The following is a 17,085-nucleotide window of genomic DNA, read 5'->3' on the forward strand; positions in this document are numbered from 1 at the left end:
AGGCATCACGCGCAGCGATCGCTCTCCGTGACGGCGATCACTCTCGGTGAACTCCCTTGCCGACCCCTCTCAGCAGCCGAAGGAGCCCCCATGCCCGGGGACCGAAGAACCACCACCTACCGCCGCCGCGCCCTGGCCGCTCTCTGCGCCCCCGCGATGGCCACCGCCCTCCTCGGACTCGGCGCCCCTCCCGCCGTCGCCGCGGCACCCACGTGCTTCGACGCCACGGCCACGACCGCCACGGGGACCCCCGGCGACGACGTGATCATCGGGACGGCGGGCCCCGATGTGATCGACGGCGGGGGCGGCAACGACCTGATCTGCGGAATGGGCGGTAGCGACACCCTGATCGGCGGGGAGGGCGACGACCGGCTCTCCGGCGGCGCGGGTGACGACCAGCTCGACGGCGGCGTCGGCGACGACTCGCTGGTCGGCGACGACTGGGCCCTCACCGGCGACGTCACCGGCCCCACGGGCCGCGACCGGCTCTCCGGAGGCGCCGGCCTCGACTCCCTGACCGGCGACCATGTCGCCGTACAGGGCACCGCGCGGGGCGCCTCCACCGACCTGCTCTCCGGCGGGAACGACGAGGACCAGCTGGTCGGCGACGGCTTCGCCGACCGCACGTTCGGCGCGGCGACCGACCGCCTCGAAGGCGGCCCGGGCAGCGACACCCTCACCGGCGACTCGCTCGCGTTCTTCGACGCCACGGGTGCCGCCGACGACGTACTCCTCGAAGGCGCGGGAGAGTTCGGTTACATCACCGGCGACAACGAGGCGCTCCTGGGCCATGTGAGCGGCGCGGGCGGTGACGATGTCATCGACCTGGGCGAGGACGGCGGCATCGGGGCGAACGGCGACAACGTGACGTTCTTCGGCCGGGCGGCCGGCTCCGGAAACGACCGGATCACCGGCGGCTCCGCGAACGAGGAGCTCATCATCGGGGACAGCGCCTTCGGCGACCCCACGGGCTCCACCGGGGGCAACGACGTCATCGACGGGCGCGGCGGCAACGACCGCATCGTCGGCGACAACTACAACAGCCAGGGCGGCTCGGCCGGCACCGCGGGCGGCACCGACGTCGTCAACGGCGGAACCGGCGACGACAACCTCCGGGGCGGCCCGGCCGACGACGCCCTCAACGGCGGGGCGGGGACGGACGACTGCGACGGCGAGGGCGGCACGGACGCGGAAATCAGCTGCGAGGTCTGACCACCGGCGCGGCGACTCCACGGCGGGGCCCGCCGCCCGGCGACCTGGTGGGCGGGCCCCACCGCGCCGGGGTTCGAGGGCTCGCGCGGAGGGGTGCCTAGACGCGCTCGAGGGGACGGTGAGGTGCGGGCGGGAGTTCGACCTCAATGGCGTCGTGCGGGCGGACCGTGCCGCCGTGGCGGACCACGGCCATGATGCCGGACTTGAAGGTGAACTCGCCCGACTCGGGGTCGAGGGCGAAGACCTCGGCGAGGAGGCCCTTGCGGAAGTCGTTGATCTTCGCGCACGGGTTGCGCAGGCCCGTCACCTCGACCACGGCCTCGTCCCCGAGGTGGAGCAGGGCGCCGGTGGGGAGGCCCAGGAGGTCCACCCCGCGCGTGGTGATGTTCTCTCCGAGCCGGCCGGCCGAGACCTCGAAGCCCTTGAGCGCCAGCTCGTCGAAGAGCTCCTCGTGCATCAGGTGGACCTGGCGCAGGTTGGGCAGGTCCGGCTCGTAGGTCATGCGGAACTGATGCCGGATCGTCTCACCGGCGTGCACATCGCCCTCGACCCCGAGCCCGGCCAGCAGCGTGACGGACTCCCGATTCGGCTTGCTGAACGCGTACGTCCCGTTGCGACTCACCGCCGTGACCCGACCGGCCATCACGCACCCCCACCTGTCTCGCTCCGCCACCGCCGGCCGATCCTACTCAGGAGGCCACGGCGTGCCGAAGCGTCAGGCGCGTCCGCGTTCCTCGCGCTGCCGCACCAGTTCCTCGACCGCGGTGGGCAGGGTCGTTTCGAAGTCGATCAGCTTCGCCCAGGTCGGGGACACGACGATCCGGACCATGCCGTCGTAGAGCGATCGCACCTCGGTCTCCCATTCGGCGCGCTGCTCGGGCGTCATCTCGTAGGTGCCGTTCGTCTGGAGGAACTCGTCCGGGATGCCCTCGACGACGTCCAGCTCGGCCTGGCCGCGGAGCAGCAGGATCTTCGGCGGGTGCACCTCGGTGTCGATCGTCAGGGCGACCGCCGGGTTGCGGCGCAGGGACGGGAGCTTCGGGGCGTTCTTCGGCGTGCACATCACGACTTCCCTGCCGTTCCACGTGAAGCCGATCGGAACGACCCGCGGTGTGTCGTCCTGACCGACGTACGCCAGCCGGGTCAGGTCGCGGGCCAGGAGCTCCTGGCTCAGCGGACGGTTCAGGACCTCGGCGATCTCGCTCGGCTGCACGGTCTGAGCCACCTTCCCTCGGTCGTTCGCCTCGACAGACTCGGACCGCCTACGCTGCCCTGCCGGCGGCCCGTACGGCGCGAACACGGCCGCGGCTTGCGCCGAACGGGACGCCTGGTCCCCGCGCGTCAGCCGCGCAGAGCCACGTGGAAGGACGAGGCCCACAGGACGACCGCCGCCCCCAGGCCCACCACCGCACGGATCGTCTCGGCGGTGGCGCCGGCCGCCAGGAAGGCGAGCCCCACCAGCGCGACCGCCGTCAGGAAGATCGCGGTCCACGTGTACTGGCCCTGGTCGAAGAGGCGGGCCAGCGGGAAGAAGTGCAGCCCCACGACGAGGCAGATGCCGACCGGGATGAACTCCGGGTGGCCCGACGCGTTCGACGCGGCGATCACCGCGAAGATCGCCACCAGCTCGGCCATGTTGACCAGGCCGACCCCCCTGTTCCACTTCTCCGGCAACCGCACCGGACGCGTCACGGGACCCGCCGCGCCCCGGAAGGCGAGCACCACCGCGCCGACCGTCACGCAGGCCGCGACGACGCCGATCGCGACCGACACCGGCACCGCCGCGATCCCCGAGCCGCCCGCGAGGGCCCACACCAGAGCGAAGACGGCGAGGACGATCGCGCCTCGGCGGCGCAGATTGCGTGTGAGGGCCAGGCACTCCGCGTCGGCGGTTTCCGTAGTCATGGCGCGGACACTACAACGATGATCCGACCGGTTCGGCGGCTTTTCGACGGGGAGTGCCGGACGGCCCGATCACTGCAGCGCGCGTGACCGGTTTCGCATGAGATGCGCCACAGCGTTCGAAAGCGCGGAGATCCACCACCAGCGGCCTCCCGGACCCCGCGCCCCTTCATTCTCGCCGTTCCGGGGCCTGCATCGCCCGATTCCTGCGCCGTGCGCGCATCCTGCTCGCATCTCACCGGGCAGGCCCGCTCTTCCGCACCCCCCGCCCCCTCTGATACACGTGGCGGAACCTGTTCGATTTTCGGATCTCCGCCGAAAGCACCGTCGAAAGCATCCGCCATGAACCAGGGCTCCGATCCCGACCACGTCCCCTTCACCATCGACCTGACCGCCGAGGAGGCCCGCCGCCGGGCCGAGGTCATGGCGGCACTGGGGCCCGACTGGGACCCCGTGGCCGTGCTGCGGGAGGAGGAGGCCGCGTACGCCCTGCTCTACTCCGGCCTGGACGAGGAGCAGCAGCGGATCCACACCATGCTCGTGGCGGCGGGTGTGCTGCCGGGACAGGAGCCGGGTCGTGCGGCTTCCCATTGATCCCCACGCGGATCGGGCCCGCCGCGCCTGGGTCGCCTGCCCGGGATGCGACGACGCCCGTGACTGCGCGCCCTGTACGGAGCGCCGCAACTGTGCGGAGCACTGGCGGTACCTGATCTCCAACAAGGGGCCTCGGGTCCATCTGCAGTGCCCGAACTGCACCCACACATGGACCCTCGACACCTCGCGCCACCGCCGCGCCCGCGGCTGACACCCACCAGCCGCTCAACAGATCCGCGGCAGCTGCTCCCCGAGCGGCATGTCCACCACGCGCGTACCACCGAGGCCGGTACGGGCGACCACCATGCCCGGGTGTGCCTCGACGGCCTCCCCGATCACGGCCGCCCCGGCGCCCAGCGGGTGCGCGCGCATCGCGGCGAGCACGGCGTCGGCGTGCTCGCGCGGGACGAAGGCCACCAGCTTGCCCTCGTTCGCCACGTACATCGGGTCGAGGCCGAGCACCGCGCAGGCGCTCGCCACGGGGGCCGGTACGGGAACGTCCCGCTCCTGGACGACCACGCCGGTGCCCGACGCGGCGGCGATCTCGTTGAGCGAGGCGGCGAGCCCCCCGCGCGTGGGGTCACGCAGCACGTGCAGGTCCGGCGTGACAGCGAGCATCGCCTCGACCAGGCCGCCGAGCGCGGCGCAGTCGCTCTCGATCTCGACCCCGAACTCCAGGCCCTCGCGCACGCTCATGATCGCCACGCCGTGGACGCCGATGGGGCCGCTGACGATCACCACGTCACCGGGGACGACACGCTGCGGCCGCAGGTCGACCCCGGCCGGGATCAGACCGATGCCGGAGGTGTTGATGTAGATGCCGTCGCCGTGGCCGGCCTCCACCACCTTGGTGTCACCCGTGACCACCTCCACTCCGGCCACCCGCGCCGCCGCCCCGAGCGCCTGAGCCACGCGGGTCACGACGTCGGTCTCCACCCCTTCCTCCAGGATGAAGCCGCAGGACAGGTACGCCGCGCGGGCGCCGCTCATCGCGAGGTCGTTCACCGTGCCGTTGACGGCCAGGTCGCCGATGCTGCCCCCGGGGAAGAACAGCGGGCGCACCACGAAGGAGTCGGTGGAGAACGCCAGCCGGGCGCCGCCGAGTTCGACGGCCGCGGCGTCGGTGGTGACCGAGAGCGCGGGTCCGCCGAAGGCGGGCGCGAAGATCTGCTCGACCAGTTCGGCGGAGAGTGCGCCGCCCCCGCCGTGCCCCATCACCACACGCGGCTGGTCCCGCAGCGGTGCCGGGCACGTCCAGGCGAGCATGTCGGGCGCCTCGTCCGGAGCGGTCTCACGCATCAGCTCAGACAACGGAACTGCCTTCCAGGGTCGGGGACTTCTGCGCCGGGGTGCCGAGGTCGAGCCTCCGGTAGAGGTAGTACGCGGCGCACGCCCCCTCACTCGAGACCATCGTGGCGCCCAGCGGGGAACGGGGCGTGCAGGTCGTACCGAACGCCTCGCACTCGTGGGGCTTGAGCAGCCCCTGCAGCACCTCGCCGCTACGGCACTCGGCCGGCTCGCGCGTGGTGATCCCCTCGACGGAGAACCGGTGCTCGGCGTCGTACGCGCGGTACCGCTCCGAGAGCCGCCAGCCGCTGTCGGGGATGACGCCGATCCCGCGCCACGCGCGGTCCGTGACCTCGAAGACGTCGTCCAGCATCGCCCGCGCGGCCGGGTTGCCCTCCGGCAGCACGGCACGCGGATAGGCGTTCTCGACGGTGTGCTCCCCGCGCTCCAGCTGGAGGACGGTGCGCCGCACGCCTTCGAGGATGTCCAGCGGCTCGAACCCGGTGACGACGATCGGCACCCGGTGGCGCTCGGCGAGTTCGGGGTACTCCGCCGTGCCCATCACGCTGCACACGTGCCCCGCCGCGAGGAATCCCTGGACGCGGCAGTCGGGGGAGTTCATGATCGCCTCGATCGCCGGGGGCACCCGGACGTGGGAGACCAGCAGGCTGAAGTTGCGGATGCCCAGCTTGCGCGCCTGATGGACCGTCATCGCGTTGGGCGGCGCCGTCGTCTCGAACCCGATGCCGAAGAAGACCACTTCGCTGTCCGGGTTCTGCTCGGCGATCCGCAGCGCGTCCAGCGGCGAGTACACGACCCGGACGTCACCGCCCTGCCCCCGGACCTGGAACAGGTCGCGGTCGGTACCGGGCACCCGCAGCATGTCCCCGAAGGAGCAGAAGATCACGCCGGGGCGGGACGCGATCTCCAGCGCCTTGTCGATCACCTCGAGCGGTGTCACGCACACCGGGCAGCCCGGCCCGTGGATCAACTCCACCTCAGGAGGCAGAAGTTGGTCGATGCCGTGTCGGATGATGGTGTGGGTCTGGCCGCCGCAGACCTCCATCAGCGCCCAGGGCCGCGTCACCGTCGCGCGGATCTCGTCGAGCAGCCGCCGGGCCAGCTCGGGGTCCTGGAACTCGTCGATGTACTTCACTGCCGCACCTCTCCGGCCACGCCCTCGTGCGCCGGCCGCTCGTCCACCATCGCTCCGGCGGCCGACTCCCACGGGTCGCCGAACTCCTCCTGGAGCATGCCGAGGGTCTCGAACAGCTCCAGCGTCCTCCTGGCCGACTCCTCGTCCAGGCGCTGCAGGGCGAACCCGACATGGACGATGGCGTACTCGCCGGGCTTCAGATCCGGCAGGTACTCCAGGCACACCTCCTTGACCACGCCTCCGAAGTCGACCGTGGCCATCCGGGTGCCGTCCCGGTCCTCGACGTCCAACACTTTTCCGGGTACCGCCAGGCACATGGGTGTCTCCTCACTGTCGTCTCGTCATGGCGTGCCGGGGACGGCCGCTGGATGGTCCGTGGCGCGGGCGGCCACGACGAGCTGGCCGAGGGCCAGACCGCCGTCGTTCGGCGGGATCCGCCGATGACGCAGCACGGTGAAGCCGTCCTCCCGCAGTCCGTGGGCGCAGGCGGAGGAGAGCACCGTGTTCGCGAACACTCCCCCGGTCAGCGCGACCGTCTCCACGCCGGTCTCGCTCCGGGCGGCCGCGCAGACGGTGCGGACCAGACGCGCCACGGCACGGTGGAAGCGCGCCGCGACGACGGTCGCCGAGGTGCCACCGAGCACGTCCTCGACCACTGCCGCCAGCAGGGGCGCGGGGTCGGCGGTCAGCGGGGCACCGGCCCGCCGCGACCCCAACCGGAAGACATACCGTCCGTCCTCCGCCACGGCCGGTTCGCGCAGTGCCGCGGCCTCCAGCTCGATCGCGGCCTGTGCCTCGTAGCCGGCGTGATGGCAGATGCCCGCGAGGGAGGAGACCGCGTCGAAGAGGCGCCCCATGCTGGACGTGGGCACGCAGTTCAGGCCACGTGTCAACTGCCGTGCCAGTACGGGAAGTTCCTCGACCGGGCAGGCGCGCGTGCACGGCAGGGCGAGCTCGGCGGCCAGACCCGCGGCCCGCAGATGGGCCAGGGCCATGCGGTAGGGCCGCCGTACGGCCGCGTCTCCGCCGGGCAGGGGTACGTAGGCCAGATGCGCGAACCGGGAGAACCCTGCGTAGTCCGCCAACAGGAACTCGCCGCCCCACACCGCCCCGTCGAGACCGTAACCGGTGCCGTCGAAGGCCACCCCGATCACGGGCCGCGTACCGTCCAGGCCGTTCTCGGCCATCGCCGCCGCGACGTGCGCGTGGTGGTGCTGCACCGGTACGACAGGGCGCCCGGCCGCATGGCTCCGGGCCCAGCGGGTGGAACGGTAGGCGGGGTGACGGTCCGCGGCGAGCAGCCGGGGGCGTACGCCCGTGACGGACTCCAACTGCCGCTCGGCGGAGGCGAGGGCGAGCTGCGTGGCGAGGTCGTCCATGTCGCCGATGTGGGCGGAGAGCCATGCCTGGCGTCCCTCGCCGAGGCAGAAGGTGTTCTTCAGGTCCCCTCCCACGGCGAGGGCGGGGGCGACCTCGACCGGCAGCGTGACCGGCAGCGGGGCGTACCCCCGGGAGCGGCGCAGCGTCAGCTGCTCGCCGTCGCAGACACGGACGACGGAGTCGTCGCAGGGCACATGGATGGGGCGGTCGTGCAGCAGCCAGGCGTCCGCGAGACCGGCGAGCCGGGTCAGAGCCTCCGCGTCGTCGGTGACGATGGGCTCGCCCGACAGGTTGCCGCTGGTCATGACCAGCAGCCGGGGTCCCTCCCGGTCCGGTGCGCCGAGGCCGAGGAGCAGGTGGTGCACAGGCGTGTACGGGAGCATGAAGCCGAGGTCCGGGCTGCCGGGCGCCACCGCCTTCGCCGGGGCGGCACCGGGGCGTGGCCGGGGGTCGTCACGGCGCCGCAGCAGGACGACGGGCCGGACGCTGCCCACGAGCAGCTCGCGTTCGAGCGGGCCGAGGTGGACGAGGGGCTCGACGTCGGCGAGGTCCGCCGCCATCATCGCGAACGGTTTGTCACCACGCGCCTTGCGGCGGCGCAGTTCGGCCACCGCGTCGGGGTTGGTGGCGTCGCAGGCCAGGTGGTAGCCCCCGAGGCCCTTCACGGCGAGGATCGCGCCCGCCGCCAGCATCCGCCGCGCGGCGGCGACAGGGTCGGCCCCGGCCTCGGCGCCACCGCCCTGTGCCGTGACCAGCCTCAGCCGGGGGCCGCAGGCGGGGCAGGCCACGGGCTGGGCGTGGAAGCGCCGGTCCGCAGGGTCCCCGTACTCCCGGGCGCAGTCCGGACACATCGGGAAGCCGGCCATGGTCGTGTGGACCCGGTCGTAGGGCAGACCGGTGACGATGGTGAACCGGGGGCCGCAGTGGGTGCACGTGACGAACGGGTGGAGATACCGCCGGTCGGCCGGGTCCGCGAGCTCGGCGACGCAGTCGTCGCAGGTGGCCGTGTCCGGCGGAACGAGCGTGCGGACGGCGCCGCCCTGCCGGGAGGGCACGATCGTGAAGCCGCGGCCGCCGCTCGCGGCCACCTCTGCCGCCTCGACGGATTCCACCCGGGCCAGCGGCGGCGCGTCGGGCGCGAGGCGCGCGCAGAAGGCCGCCACGTCCGCGGGGTCGCCCTCGACCTCCGCGACGACGCCGTCGGCCGTGTTCGTCACATGGCCCGACAGGCGCAGCCCGGTGGCGAGGGCGTAGACGTACGGCCGGAACCCGACGCCCTGCACGACACCGCGGACGACCACCCGGCTGCGCCGCGGGGCCGTGCCGGGTGCGGTGACGGGCCGTGCCGTGGTCACGCGCCGGCCTGGGCCATCACCGGGGTGTGGACGCGGTTCCCCTCGGCCGCGGCGAGGGCCCGGTCGAGGAGGGCGCCGGCGCCCCGGCCGTCGCGCACGGAGCTGAGGACGACCTCGACACCGGGGTTGACCTGCTCCACGTTCTGGCGGAAGGCCGCCTCGTCGAACTCCGCGGCGTCGGCCATGTCGGTCTTGGTGACGATCACCAGCTGTGCGAGGCCGAACGCCGTCGGGTACTTGAGCGGCTTGTCCTCGCCCTCGGTGACCGAGGCGAGCACGACCCGGAGGGATTCGCCCAGGTCGTAGCCGGCGGGGCAGACGAGGTTGCCGACGTTCTCGACGAAGAGCAGCCGGGTCGACTCGGGGAGCCAGTCGTGCAGGTGCCGGGCGACCATGTCGGCCTCCAGATGGCAGAGGCCGTCCGTGAGCACCTGCTTCACGGGGACCCCCGAGCGGGCCAGACGTCGGGCGTCGTTCTCGGTCGCCAGGTCGGCGGTGAGCGCGGCGGCGCTGACGCCCCGCTCGCCGGCAAGGCGCAGTTCGCGCTCCAGCAGCGCGGTCTTACCGCTGCCGGGGCTGGAGAGCAGGTTGACGACGGTGGTGCCGCGGGCGGTGAGTTCGGTGCGCAGGATCTGTGCCGCGGCCTCGTTCTTGGCGAGTACGGCGCGCTGGAGATCGACGGCTCGGCACATGCTCAGCTCTCCTCGGTGATCGGTTGGCGGCGTCGTTCGCCGGCCGCCTCGGGGTCGGCCCAGCGGACTTCCCTGATCTGGAGTTCGCGGCCGGAGACGAGTTCGTCGGCGGCGACGCCGCAGCCGGGACAGAGCAGCCGCGGTGGCATGCCGACCGCCCAGTCCTCGTCGCACGGTGCGCAGCGCGCCATGCCCGGGACGGTACGGGTGATCAGCTCGGCGCCCTCGACGACGGTTCCCGCGCAGGCGAGTTCGAAGCAGAAGGCGAGGGCGTCGCCGACGACGCCGGCCAGTTCGCCCACGTCCAGGCGGATGCTGCTGACACCGACGGCGCCGCGGGACCGCGCCGCCGCCTCGACCTGGTCGACGACGGCGACCGCGACGGACATCTCGTGCATCGGTCTCCGTCCTGGGCGCGGGGGTGTCTCTCGGGCGCCATTAGAGGACGGGCGGGCAGCGGCGGCCGCCCGGCGCGCCGGGATCGTACGGCGGTGTCGTCCGTTCGGTGCAGCCGCCGCCCGAACCGCGACGACATCCCGCGTTGCGTCACATCCTGCTGATGCGCAGGTAGCGCCGGATGTCGGGGAGGACCGCCACCACGACGGCCAGGGCGGCCAGGGCGGCGGTGACGGCGGCTGCGGTGCCGACGACGTTCTTGGTCATGGTGCTCTCCGTTTCGGTGTTCATACGACGGCTTCCTGGCGGACCAGGTCGGTCACCGTGCGCACCGCCTCGGGCACCGCGGCGGCGACCTGCGGGCTGAGACCGATGCCTTCGTCGAGGGAGGCCGGTTCGCAGCCGACGACGAAGATCCGCCGTGGTGGTGCGGCCCCGGTCCCCGCGCACAGGGTGTCGAGCAGGGCGAGGACGGCGTCGGGTGTCATCCGGTGGCCGTCGAGGGGTGCGGGTTCCTGACCGGAGGTCCGCTCGGCGGCCGTCGAGGCGTCGATCAGGTACAGCGTCCCGGGTTCGCCGCCGCGCGCGGTGACGTCGATCAGGACGAGGGTGTCCCAGCCGTCGAGAAGCTGGTACGCGAGGTGGACGCCGCGGACTCCGACGTCGGCGACCTCGACGTGAGCGGGCAGCTCCTCCCGGGTGAGCCGCCGCACCGTCTCGACCCCGAAGCCGTCGTCGCCGAGGAAGATGTTCCCGACCCCGGCCACCAGGGTGCGAGCTGTCGGGGCCGCGGGGGCGCCGGCGGCATCCCGCCCGGGCGCGGGGCCGTTCACGCGTCTCCCGCCACTTCGACCTCGTCCGGCTGGAAGTAGAGGAACCGGCCCTGTTCGCGGCGGATGTCCGCGCCCGGATCGTCCTCCACGGTCACGGCGATGTGGACCCCGCCGTCGACGTCGTGCAGGATCGCCTCGACCAGCGCGGCCCGCCCGTCGAGGAACAGGTCCTGGGCGTCGCTGCGGCGCAGGCCGGGGCGCAGGACGACCCTGCTGCCCGCGCTGACGGCGTGGCCGTCGACGAGGACGTGGTCGCGCCCCGGATCGACGCCGGTGTCGCCGCCCGGGTCCCACCAGGGGGTGTCCGGTTCGAGGATGTCGCGGGCCGGTTCCTTCGGTCCGGTGACGCTCTGGAGGCTGCGTACGGCTCCGTGCAGGCGCTCGAGCACCTCGGGCGGCATGGTGTCCGCCAGGTCGATCACGGCCGCGGCGCGGGCGTCGGTCCCTCGGGCCTCGCGCTTCTCCTCGTCGGTGAGGGCGGCGGTCCGCAGGGCGAGGATCTCGTCGATCTCGGTGGCGTCGTAGAGGGCCCCGGGGCTCTCGGGCGCGATGGCCGGGTGGTCGTCGAGGATGATCGGTGACGACAGCATCAGGTCGTCGCGCCCCGGTTCCCCGGCCAGGACGGGCCAGGTGTGCAGGTTGCGGCAGGTGGCGATGGCGCCCTTGGCCCATTCCGGCGGGTCGGTCATCGACAGGAACGACCCGCCGTCGAGGCGGAGCAGCGTGTGCGTGGCGACCAGCGAGTACGGCAGCGCCGCATGGCGGTCCCCGCCCGGCTCGGCGGTCCAGGTGCTGGTGTTCTCCACCGTGACCGAGAGCCTCTGGACGCGGTACGGGCCGTCGAGGTCGGCCGCCGAGATCCGCAGGTTGCCGCTGATCTCCTCACGTCGGCGGACGAGCCGGCCGAGGACGCGTCCGTCGGCGTCGGTGACGTCCTCCGTCTCCTCGGCGGCGGGGCGGGTGAACGGCAGGGTGGTGCCGTCGCCCGCCAGTTCGCCGACGGGGACGACGAGGGCGACCCGCTCCTCCACGCCTTCGTCCCAGGCCACCAGGACCCGGTCGGGCAGGCGCAGTTCGGTGGTCGGGGCGAAGGTGCCGTCCGCGCGGAGTTCTTCGACGGTCCGCCGCTGGGCGCGCAGGAAGCGGACCTCCACGGCGAGTTCGGCACCGGTCCTGGGCTCGATCAGGCACTCGGTGTGCTGGAAGTCGTGCTCCTCGGCCGCGGCGCTCCAGGACGGCGGCACGAGGACCCCGAACTGCCAGCGGAGCCGGTTCTTCGCGGCTGACGCGCGGTACGGGTAGAGCACGTACCCCTCGAAGAGGACGGCGTCGGCGACGTGCCGGGCGACGGCGAACCGCGCCTCGGTGCCGGGGGTGAAGGCGACCGTGGTCATCGTGTCCTCTCCCCCGCCGCTTCGAGCAGGGTCTCGACGGTGGCCTGCCAGGACGGGAGGGCCTTCCGCGACCGGTAGGCGAGCAGGGCGTCCATCGTGTCTGCGGGCAGCCGGAGCCATCCGCAGCCGGGGAAGTGCTGGTCGATCATTTCCCGCCAGACCTTCACGGGCATCCGGTGGGAGATCTCCTTGTCCCAGGGCACGGGTTCCACGTGGAAGCCCCCGGCTCCGGTGAACGCGGTGCCGGAGAAGAGCAGGAGCAGCGGCACGTCGCCGCCGGAGAGCGCCCGGAAGTAGCGGGACGCGGCGATGTCGGTGTCGTAGGTGCACGGCACGACGAGGTCGGTCTCGATCTCGCCGGTGAAGCCGGGCACCATGACGGAGACCTGGGCGAACTGGACCGGGTTGAGGCTGCTGCCCCACCGGGAGCGTTCGCCGAACAGGTCGCCGAGGGCCTCCGCCTCGGCGTCGTCGTAGCCGCGCCGGGCGGGCTCGATACGGATCTGGCAGCGCAGCGCGAGGGCGTGGACCCGGGTTCCGCCGGAGGCGGTGACGCGCAGCCGGAACACGAGGGTCGGGCCCGCCGCGTAGGGGTCGGCGCGGACGTCGGTGCAGCTGAAGGAGAACTCGGTCACGACCGGCTCCCCTGCGGCTCGCGCGCCCGGCCGCGTACGTGGGTGAAGAGGGCGTCGAGGTCGGCGCGCGCCTCCGCGCCTCCGTCGAAGCCCTGCCAGAGCAGTCTCATGCGGCCCACCAGTTCGTAGCAGAGGTCGATGGGCACGAGGAAGCACTCGGTGCGGCCCTCATGGCGGCGCAGCAGCAGGGCCTCCACGTCGGGTTCGAGGAGGGCGGCGAGCCGGGTGGCGTCGAGCACGGACCGCCAGGAGGCCTCCTCCAGTTCGCTCTCGGTGGCACCTGCGGGACTCGGGTAGAGCGCCACGGGCCGGTCGAGGGCGGAGTTGCGGAAGAAGAAGGCGACCGAGACCGGGATCCGCAGCGACTCCCACGCCTGGTCGTCGATCCGGTGCCCCGGGTCGCCGAGGAAGCGGCCCGGGACCGCCCGGAAGCGGCCCTGGGAGCCGCCGGAGCGGTCCATGAGCTGCGCGCACGGGCCGCAGGCGCAGGCCAGGGCCCGCTTGTCGATGTCCACCAGGTGCCGGTGGCGCTCGTCGGCCAGCCGGGCCCCGCACAGTTCGCAGCGTTCCTCGCGCGGTGCACGTGGGGTCGTGAACCGGCGCAGGCCCGTGGGCTGCGGAGGCCGCGCCGTACCGTTCGGGAAGCCGTTCACGAGACGGCGGCCGATCGGCGGCCGTCCGCGCCGGCGAGGGGCGGACGGGTGCCGATCTGGAGCAGCGCCGGCTCGCGTGGAGCGGCGGGCTCCAGCTCGATGTCGGTCACCTCGGGGGCGAAGCACGCGAGGGCGTCCACGGCCGCCTGGCGGACGGACTCCTGCGTACTGGGGCAGCCGCAGCCGGAGGACGAGGCGGTGGCACGGAGCCGCAACACCCCGCGCGCCGCGTCGAATCCGGCGTTCTCCACAGGCTGCGGCAGCGCGGACAGGGCGCGGTCGATGCGGGTCGGCACGTCCTCGGGGTGCAGGCCGTGCAGCGTGAGGAGGCTCGCGACGAGTTCGTCCCCGAGCAGCGGGCCCAGCGGGTCCGCCGGCTGCCCGCCCGCCGCGTCGGCGGAGGGACGGGCGGCGGGGCGGCCGAGGAGGTCGACGACGCGGGCGAGGCCGCTTCCGTAGAACTCCATGAGGACGCGTACGACTTCCTCGGCCGCCGCGCAGGCCTCGGCGTCCCCGTTCTCCGCCAGTCGGTCGAGGACCTCCTCGACCCGTCGGCCCGCCTGTTCGGCGGTGGTCGCGCTCATCCGGCGAGACCGCTCAGGCCGGTGGGGACGTGCATCTGCTTCACGGTCCTGCCGTTGCCCGTGTACATGTGGACGCCGCACGGCAGGCAGGGGTCGAAGCTGCGCACGGCGCGCATGATGTCGATGCCCTTGAAGTTCTCCGGCGTGTTCTCCTCGAAGATCGGCGTGTTCTGCACGGCGTCCTCGTACGGCCCGGGGGTGCCGAACGTGTCCCGGGTGGAGGCGTTCCACGGCGTGGGCGGGTACGGGTGGTAGTTGGCGATCTTGCCGTCGCGGATGACCATGTGGTGCGAGAGGACACCGCGGACGGCCTCGGTGAAGCCGACACCGATGGACTCGTCGGGGACCTCGAACTTCTCCCAGGTCTGCGTGCGTCCGGCGCGGACCTCCTCCAGGCCCTTCTCGGCGCAGTGCAGGGCGACGGCCGCCGCGTACGCCTGGAAGTACGTCCGGGCGCGGTTGCGCTCCAGGGCGTTGCTCCACTGGGGAATCTTCCACTCGAAGGTGGTCTCCGGCTTGGTCATCGTGCGGGGGAGGTTGATGACGACGCTGTGTCCGGTGGCCTTGACGTAGCCGATGTCGACGAGGCCGGACAGCGCGGTGGACCACAGACGGGCGATGGGGCCGCCGCCGGTGTCCAGGGCCAGGTGGTCCTTGCCGTCGAACCACCGCGGGGACATGACCCAGCTGTACTTGTCGTCGAAGTTCCGCTTCTGCGGCGCCGGGATGGTGTGCTGGTTCCACGGGTGGCGCGGGTCGACCGGGTTGCCCAGCGGGTCGTGGGTGACGAACTGCTCCTGCCCCTGCCAGTCCTCGTAGTACGAGCTGCCGAGCAGGATGCGGATGCCGAGGTTGATCTCGGTGAGGTCGTTGGTCACGAGCTTGCCGTCGACGACGACGCCCGGGGTGACGAACATCTTCCGTCCCCAGTCGGTCATGTTGGCGTAGGTGAAGTCGCAGTGCTCGGGGTCGTTAAGCGCACCCCAGCAGCCGAGCAGGACGCGGCGGCGGCCGACTTCCTCGTACCCGGGCAGGGCCTCGTAGAAGAAGTCGAAGAGGTCGTCGTGGAGCGGGACGACGCGCTTCATGAACTCCACGTAGCGCATGAGCCGGCTCATGTAGTCGGTGAAGAGCTGGACCGACGCGATGGTGCCGACGCCTCCGGGGTAGAGCGTGGAGGGGTGGACGTGGCGCCCCTCCATCAGGCAGAACATCTCCCGGGTGTAGCGGCTGACTTGCAGCGCCTCCCGGTAGAACTCGCCTTCGAGGGGGTTGAGCGAGCGCATGATGTCGGCGATCGTGCGGTAGCCGTGCTCGCCGGCGTGCGGGGCCTCGGTGCGCTCGGCGAGCTCCAGGACCCCGGGGTTGGTCTCGCGGACCATCTTCTCGCAGTAGTCGACCCCGACCAGGTTCTCCTGGAAGATGTTGTGGTCGAACATGTACTCCGCGGACTCGCCGAGGTTGATGATCCACTCACCGAGGTGCGGGGGCTTCACTCCGTACGCCATGTTCTGCGCGTACACGGAACAGGTGGCGTGGTTGTCACCGCAGATGCCGCAGATGCGGCTGGTGATGAAGTGCGCGTCGCGGGGGTCCTTGCCCCGCATGAAGACGCTGTAGCCGCGGAAGACGGAGGACGTGCTGTAGCACTCCGCGACGCGCTTCTGCTTGAAATCGATCTTGGTGTGGATGCCGAGGCTGCCCACGATCCGGGTGATGGGGTCCCACGCCATCTCCACCAGTCCGGAGCCGTCACCCGTCGTCTTCGCCGGAGATGCCATGGTTGTTGTGGTGCCCTTCGTGAGCTCTTCGACTTCGCGAACAGCAGGTTGGATGGGGGGTCTGGCGGGGTACGGACGCCGATGCCGGAGGCGGTGACGCGACGGTCACCAGGGCGGCCGGTAGCCGGTGGTGATGCGCTCGCCGGTGTGCCGCCACTTCGGCTCCTTGTCCACGGTCTTGGCCGTGATGGTGCGCAGGCGCCGGACGACGGAGCCGTACACACCGCTCGCCGCACTGGAGACCTTGCCGCCGGGAGGTTCGTCCATGAACGGCATGAACTTGTCCGGGAAGCCGGGCATCGTGCACGCGATGCAGATGCCGCCGACGTTCGGGCAGCCGCCGATACCGTTCATCCAGCCGCGCTTGGGGACGTTGCACTTGACGACCGGCCCCCAACAGCCGAGCTTGACCAGGCACTTGGGCGAGTCGTACGTCGTGGCGAACTGGCCCTGCTCGTAGTAGCCGGCCCGGTCGCAGCCCTCGTGCACGGTCGCGCCGAACAGCCAGGTGGGGCGGAGCTTGTCGTCCAGCGGGATCATGGGCGCGGAGCCGGCGGCCTGGTAGAGCAGGTACGTCAGGGTCTCCGCGAAGTTGTCCGGCTGGATGGGGCAGCCGGGCACGCACACGATCGGGATGCCGGCGTGCGACTTCCAGTCCCATCCCAGGTAGTCGGGCACGCCCATCGCTCCGGTCGGGTTTCCCGCCATGGCGTGGATGCCGCCGTACGTGGCGCAGGTGCCGATCGCGACGACGGCGAGGGCCTTGGGAGCCAGCCGGTCGATCCACTCGCTCGTGGTGATGGGCTGACCGGTCTCCGGGTTGTCGCCGAAGCCGCACCAGTAGCCCTCCTGCTTGATGGCCTCGTTCGGGATCGAACCCTCGACGACCAGCACGAACGGGTCGATCTCGCCCCGCTCGCCCTTGAAGAACCACTCGATGAACGTGTCGGCGCCGCCCACCGGGCCGCACTCGAAGTCGATCAGCGGCCAGTGGACCGCGATCCTGGGCAGTCCCGGCAGCCCGGCGAGGGCGATCTCCTCGATGCTGGGCTGCATGGCGGCGGTCAGGGCCACGGAGTCGCCGTCACAGCTCAGACCCGCGTTGATCCAGAGGATGTGGATCGGCTTCTCTTCGCTGCCGGGGGCGGCGCCCTGGTCCTCGACCGGTGCCGGCGTTGCTGCGCTCATGAGTCGCGCCTCCTGAGGAGGGATGGGGCAAAGGCCCGATTCC

At 72.1% G+C, this 17,085-nt stretch carries 20 protein-coding genes; 3 read left to right on the forward strand and 17 right to left on the reverse strand.

Annotated features, from left to right (window positions below; all coding sequences use genetic code 11):
• Positions 1–90: 90 nt before the first annotated feature.
• Entirely contained in the window at positions 91–1,212 is a 1,122-nt protein-coding gene (locus ACFY8U_RS30395) for a calcium-binding protein (RefSeq protein ID WP_389575464.1), read from the forward strand.
• Between the two features lie 97 nt (positions 1,213–1,309).
• On the opposite strand, the gene ACFY8U_RS30400 is transcribed toward ACFY8U_RS30395, so the two are convergent.
• From ACFY8U_RS30400 to ACFY8U_RS30410, 3 genes are all read right to left on the reverse strand, one after another.
• Complete coding sequence (locus ACFY8U_RS30400; protein ID WP_389575465.1) at positions 1,310–1,855, reverse strand: MOSC domain-containing protein; 546 nt, start codon at positions 1,853–1,855, stop codon at positions 1,310–1,312.
• A 72-nt stretch (positions 1,856–1,927) separates the two neighbouring features.
• Entirely contained in the window at positions 1,928–2,425 is a 498-nt protein-coding gene (locus ACFY8U_RS30405; RefSeq protein ID WP_389575710.1) for a pyridoxamine 5'-phosphate oxidase family protein, read from the reverse strand.
• Between the two features lie 128 nt (positions 2,426–2,553).
• Positions 2,554–3,117, reverse strand: a complete 564-nt coding sequence (locus tag ACFY8U_RS30410; protein WP_389575466.1) for a DUF7010 family protein — start codon at positions 3,115–3,117, stop codon at positions 2,554–2,556.
• Between the two features lie 339 nt (positions 3,118–3,456).
• On the opposite strand from ACFY8U_RS30410, the gene ACFY8U_RS30415 reads away from it, so the two are divergent.
• Both ACFY8U_RS30415 and ACFY8U_RS30420 read left to right on the forward strand, forming a co-directional pair.
• A complete protein-coding gene (locus ACFY8U_RS30415) occupies positions 3,457–3,708 on the forward strand; it encodes a DUF6400 family protein (protein ID WP_361433727.1) in 252 nt (83 codons plus the stop codon).
• The gene (locus ACFY8U_RS30420; protein ID WP_389575467.1) at positions 3,692–3,919 is read left to right on the forward strand and encodes a hypothetical protein; all 228 of its coding nucleotides are present in this window, start codon (positions 3,692–3,694) and stop codon (positions 3,917–3,919) included. Before ACFY8U_RS30415 ends, ACFY8U_RS30420 begins: the two co-directional genes overlap by 17 nt.
• A gap of 14 nt (positions 3,920–3,933) precedes the next feature.
• Here ACFY8U_RS30420 and hypE read toward each other — a convergent pair whose 3' ends face one another.
• The 14 genes from hypE to ACFY8U_RS30490 all read right to left on the reverse strand — a co-directional run bounded on the left by hypE (position 3,934) and on the right by ACFY8U_RS30490 (position 17,042).
• On the reverse strand, positions 3,934–5,007 hold the full coding sequence (hypE, locus tag ACFY8U_RS30425) for a hydrogenase expression/formation protein HypE (protein ID WP_361598135.1): 1,074 nt from the start codon (positions 5,005–5,007) through the stop codon (positions 3,934–3,936).
• Positions 5,008–5,011: 4 nt separating this feature from the next.
• Positions 5,012–6,151, reverse strand: a complete 1,140-nt coding sequence (gene hypD / locus ACFY8U_RS30430) for a hydrogenase formation protein HypD (RefSeq protein ID WP_389575468.1) — start codon at positions 6,149–6,151, stop codon at positions 5,012–5,014.
• Positions 6,148–6,468, reverse strand: coding sequence for a HypC/HybG/HupF family hydrogenase formation chaperone (locus ACFY8U_RS30435; RefSeq protein ID WP_361433718.1), 321 nt, complete (start codon positions 6,466–6,468; stop codon positions 6,148–6,150). Before ACFY8U_RS30435 ends, hypD begins: the two co-directional genes overlap by 4 nt.
• Positions 6,469–6,492: 24 nt before the next feature.
• Entirely contained in the window at positions 6,493–8,886 is a 2,394-nt protein-coding gene (hypF, locus tag ACFY8U_RS30440; RefSeq protein ID WP_389575469.1) for a carbamoyltransferase HypF, read from the reverse strand.
• Positions 8,883–9,578: a hydrogenase nickel incorporation protein HypB gene (hypB, locus tag ACFY8U_RS30445; RefSeq protein WP_361598127.1), complete on the reverse strand. Its 696-nt coding sequence runs from the start codon at positions 9,576–9,578 to the stop codon at positions 8,883–8,885. The genes hypF and hypB overlap by 4 nt, the downstream gene beginning before the upstream one ends.
• Before the next feature lie 2 nt (positions 9,579–9,580).
• Positions 9,581–9,976: a hydrogenase maturation nickel metallochaperone HypA gene (locus tag ACFY8U_RS30450; protein WP_361598124.1), complete on the reverse strand. Its 396-nt coding sequence runs from the start codon at positions 9,974–9,976 to the stop codon at positions 9,581–9,583.
• 148 nt (positions 9,977–10,124) lie between these two features.
• Positions 10,125–10,265 (reverse strand): DUF6893 family small protein, encoded by a 141-nt coding sequence (locus ACFY8U_RS30455; RefSeq protein WP_389575470.1) that lies wholly within the window; start codon positions 10,263–10,265, stop codon positions 10,125–10,127.
• Complete coding sequence (locus ACFY8U_RS30460) at positions 10,262–10,807, reverse strand: hydrogenase maturation protease (RefSeq protein ID WP_389575471.1); 546 nt, start codon at positions 10,805–10,807, stop codon at positions 10,262–10,264. The genes ACFY8U_RS30455 and ACFY8U_RS30460 overlap by 4 nt, the downstream gene beginning before the upstream one ends.
• Entirely contained in the window at positions 10,804–12,201 is a 1,398-nt protein-coding gene (locus ACFY8U_RS30465) for a hypothetical protein (RefSeq protein ID WP_389575472.1), read from the reverse strand. Before ACFY8U_RS30465 ends, ACFY8U_RS30460 begins: the two co-directional genes overlap by 4 nt.
• Entirely contained in the window at positions 12,198–12,836 is a 639-nt protein-coding gene (locus ACFY8U_RS30470) for a DUF6084 family protein (protein ID WP_361598112.1), read from the reverse strand. Before ACFY8U_RS30470 ends, ACFY8U_RS30465 begins: the two co-directional genes overlap by 4 nt.
• Positions 12,833–13,489 (reverse strand): DUF5947 family protein, encoded by a 657-nt coding sequence (locus ACFY8U_RS30475; RefSeq protein WP_361673143.1) that lies wholly within the window; start codon positions 13,487–13,489, stop codon positions 12,833–12,835. Before ACFY8U_RS30475 ends, ACFY8U_RS30470 begins: the two co-directional genes overlap by 4 nt.
• Positions 13,486–14,073 carry a hypothetical protein gene (locus ACFY8U_RS30480; RefSeq protein ID WP_389575473.1) on the reverse strand — a complete coding sequence of 196 codons (588 nt, stop codon included), beginning with the start codon at positions 14,071–14,073 and terminating at the stop codon, positions 13,486–13,488. The genes ACFY8U_RS30475 and ACFY8U_RS30480 overlap by 4 nt, the downstream gene beginning before the upstream one ends.
• Complete coding sequence (locus ACFY8U_RS30485) at positions 14,070–15,854, reverse strand: nickel-dependent hydrogenase large subunit (RefSeq protein WP_361433696.1); 1,785 nt, start codon at positions 15,852–15,854, stop codon at positions 14,070–14,072. Before ACFY8U_RS30485 ends, ACFY8U_RS30480 begins: the two co-directional genes overlap by 4 nt.
• A 105-nt stretch (positions 15,855–15,959) precedes the next feature.
• Positions 15,960–17,042 carry a hydrogenase expression protein HypE gene (locus tag ACFY8U_RS30490; protein WP_361598100.1) on the reverse strand — a complete coding sequence of 361 codons (1,083 nt, stop codon included), beginning with the start codon at positions 17,040–17,042 and terminating at the stop codon, positions 15,960–15,962.
• Positions 17,043–17,085 lie beyond the last annotated feature (43 nt).

This window comes from Streptomyces sp. NPDC012508, from assembly GCF_042902595.1.
GTDB lineage: Bacteria > Actinomycetota > Actinomycetes > Streptomycetales > Streptomycetaceae > Streptomyces.

What these genes read in the sequence shown, in the direction of transcription:
- ACFY8U_RS30395 (WP_389575464.1), top strand. Translation starts at nt 91, where the DNA reads ATGCCCGGGGACCGAAGAACCACCACCTACCGCCGCCGCGCCCTGGCC.
- ACFY8U_RS30400 (WP_389575465.1), bottom strand. Translation starts at nt 1,855, where the DNA reads ATGGCCGGTCGGGTCACGGCGGTGAGTCGCAACGGGACGTACGCGTTC.
- ACFY8U_RS30410 (WP_389575466.1), bottom strand. Translation starts at nt 3,117, where the DNA reads ATGACTACGGAAACCGCCGACGCGGAGTGCCTGGCCCTCACACGCAAT.
- ACFY8U_RS30415 (WP_361433727.1), top strand. Translation starts at nt 3,457, where the DNA reads ATGAACCAGGGCTCCGATCCCGACCACGTCCCCTTCACCATCGACCTG.
- hypE (WP_361598135.1), bottom strand. Translation starts at nt 5,007, where the DNA reads ATGCGTGAGACCGCTCCGGACGAGGCGCCCGACATGCTCGCCTGGACG.
- ACFY8U_RS30435 (WP_361433718.1), bottom strand. Translation starts at nt 6,468, where the DNA reads ATGTGCCTGGCGGTACCCGGAAAAGTGTTGGACGTCGAGGACCGGGAC.
- hypB (WP_361598127.1), bottom strand. Translation starts at nt 9,578, where the DNA reads ATGTGCCGAGCCGTCGATCTCCAGCGCGCCGTACTCGCCAAGAACGAG.
- ACFY8U_RS30450 (WP_361598124.1), bottom strand. Translation starts at nt 9,976, where the DNA reads ATGCACGAGATGTCCGTCGCGGTCGCCGTCGTCGACCAGGTCGAGGCG.
- ACFY8U_RS30455 (WP_389575470.1), bottom strand. Translation starts at nt 10,265, where the DNA reads ATGAACACCGAAACGGAGAGCACCATGACCAAGAACGTCGTCGGCACC.
- ACFY8U_RS30465 (WP_389575472.1), bottom strand. Translation starts at nt 12,201, where the DNA reads ATGACCACGGTCGCCTTCACCCCCGGCACCGAGGCGCGGTTCGCCGTC.
- ACFY8U_RS30480 (WP_389575473.1), bottom strand. Translation starts at nt 14,073, where the DNA reads ATGAGCGCGACCACCGCCGAACAGGCGGGCCGACGGGTCGAGGAGGTC.
- ACFY8U_RS30485 (WP_361433696.1), bottom strand. Translation starts at nt 15,854, where the DNA reads ATGGCATCTCCGGCGAAGACGACGGGTGACGGCTCCGGACTGGTGGAG.
- ACFY8U_RS30490 (WP_361598100.1), bottom strand. Translation starts at nt 17,042, where the DNA reads ATGAGCGCAGCAACGCCGGCACCGGTCGAGGACCAGGGCGCCGCCCCC.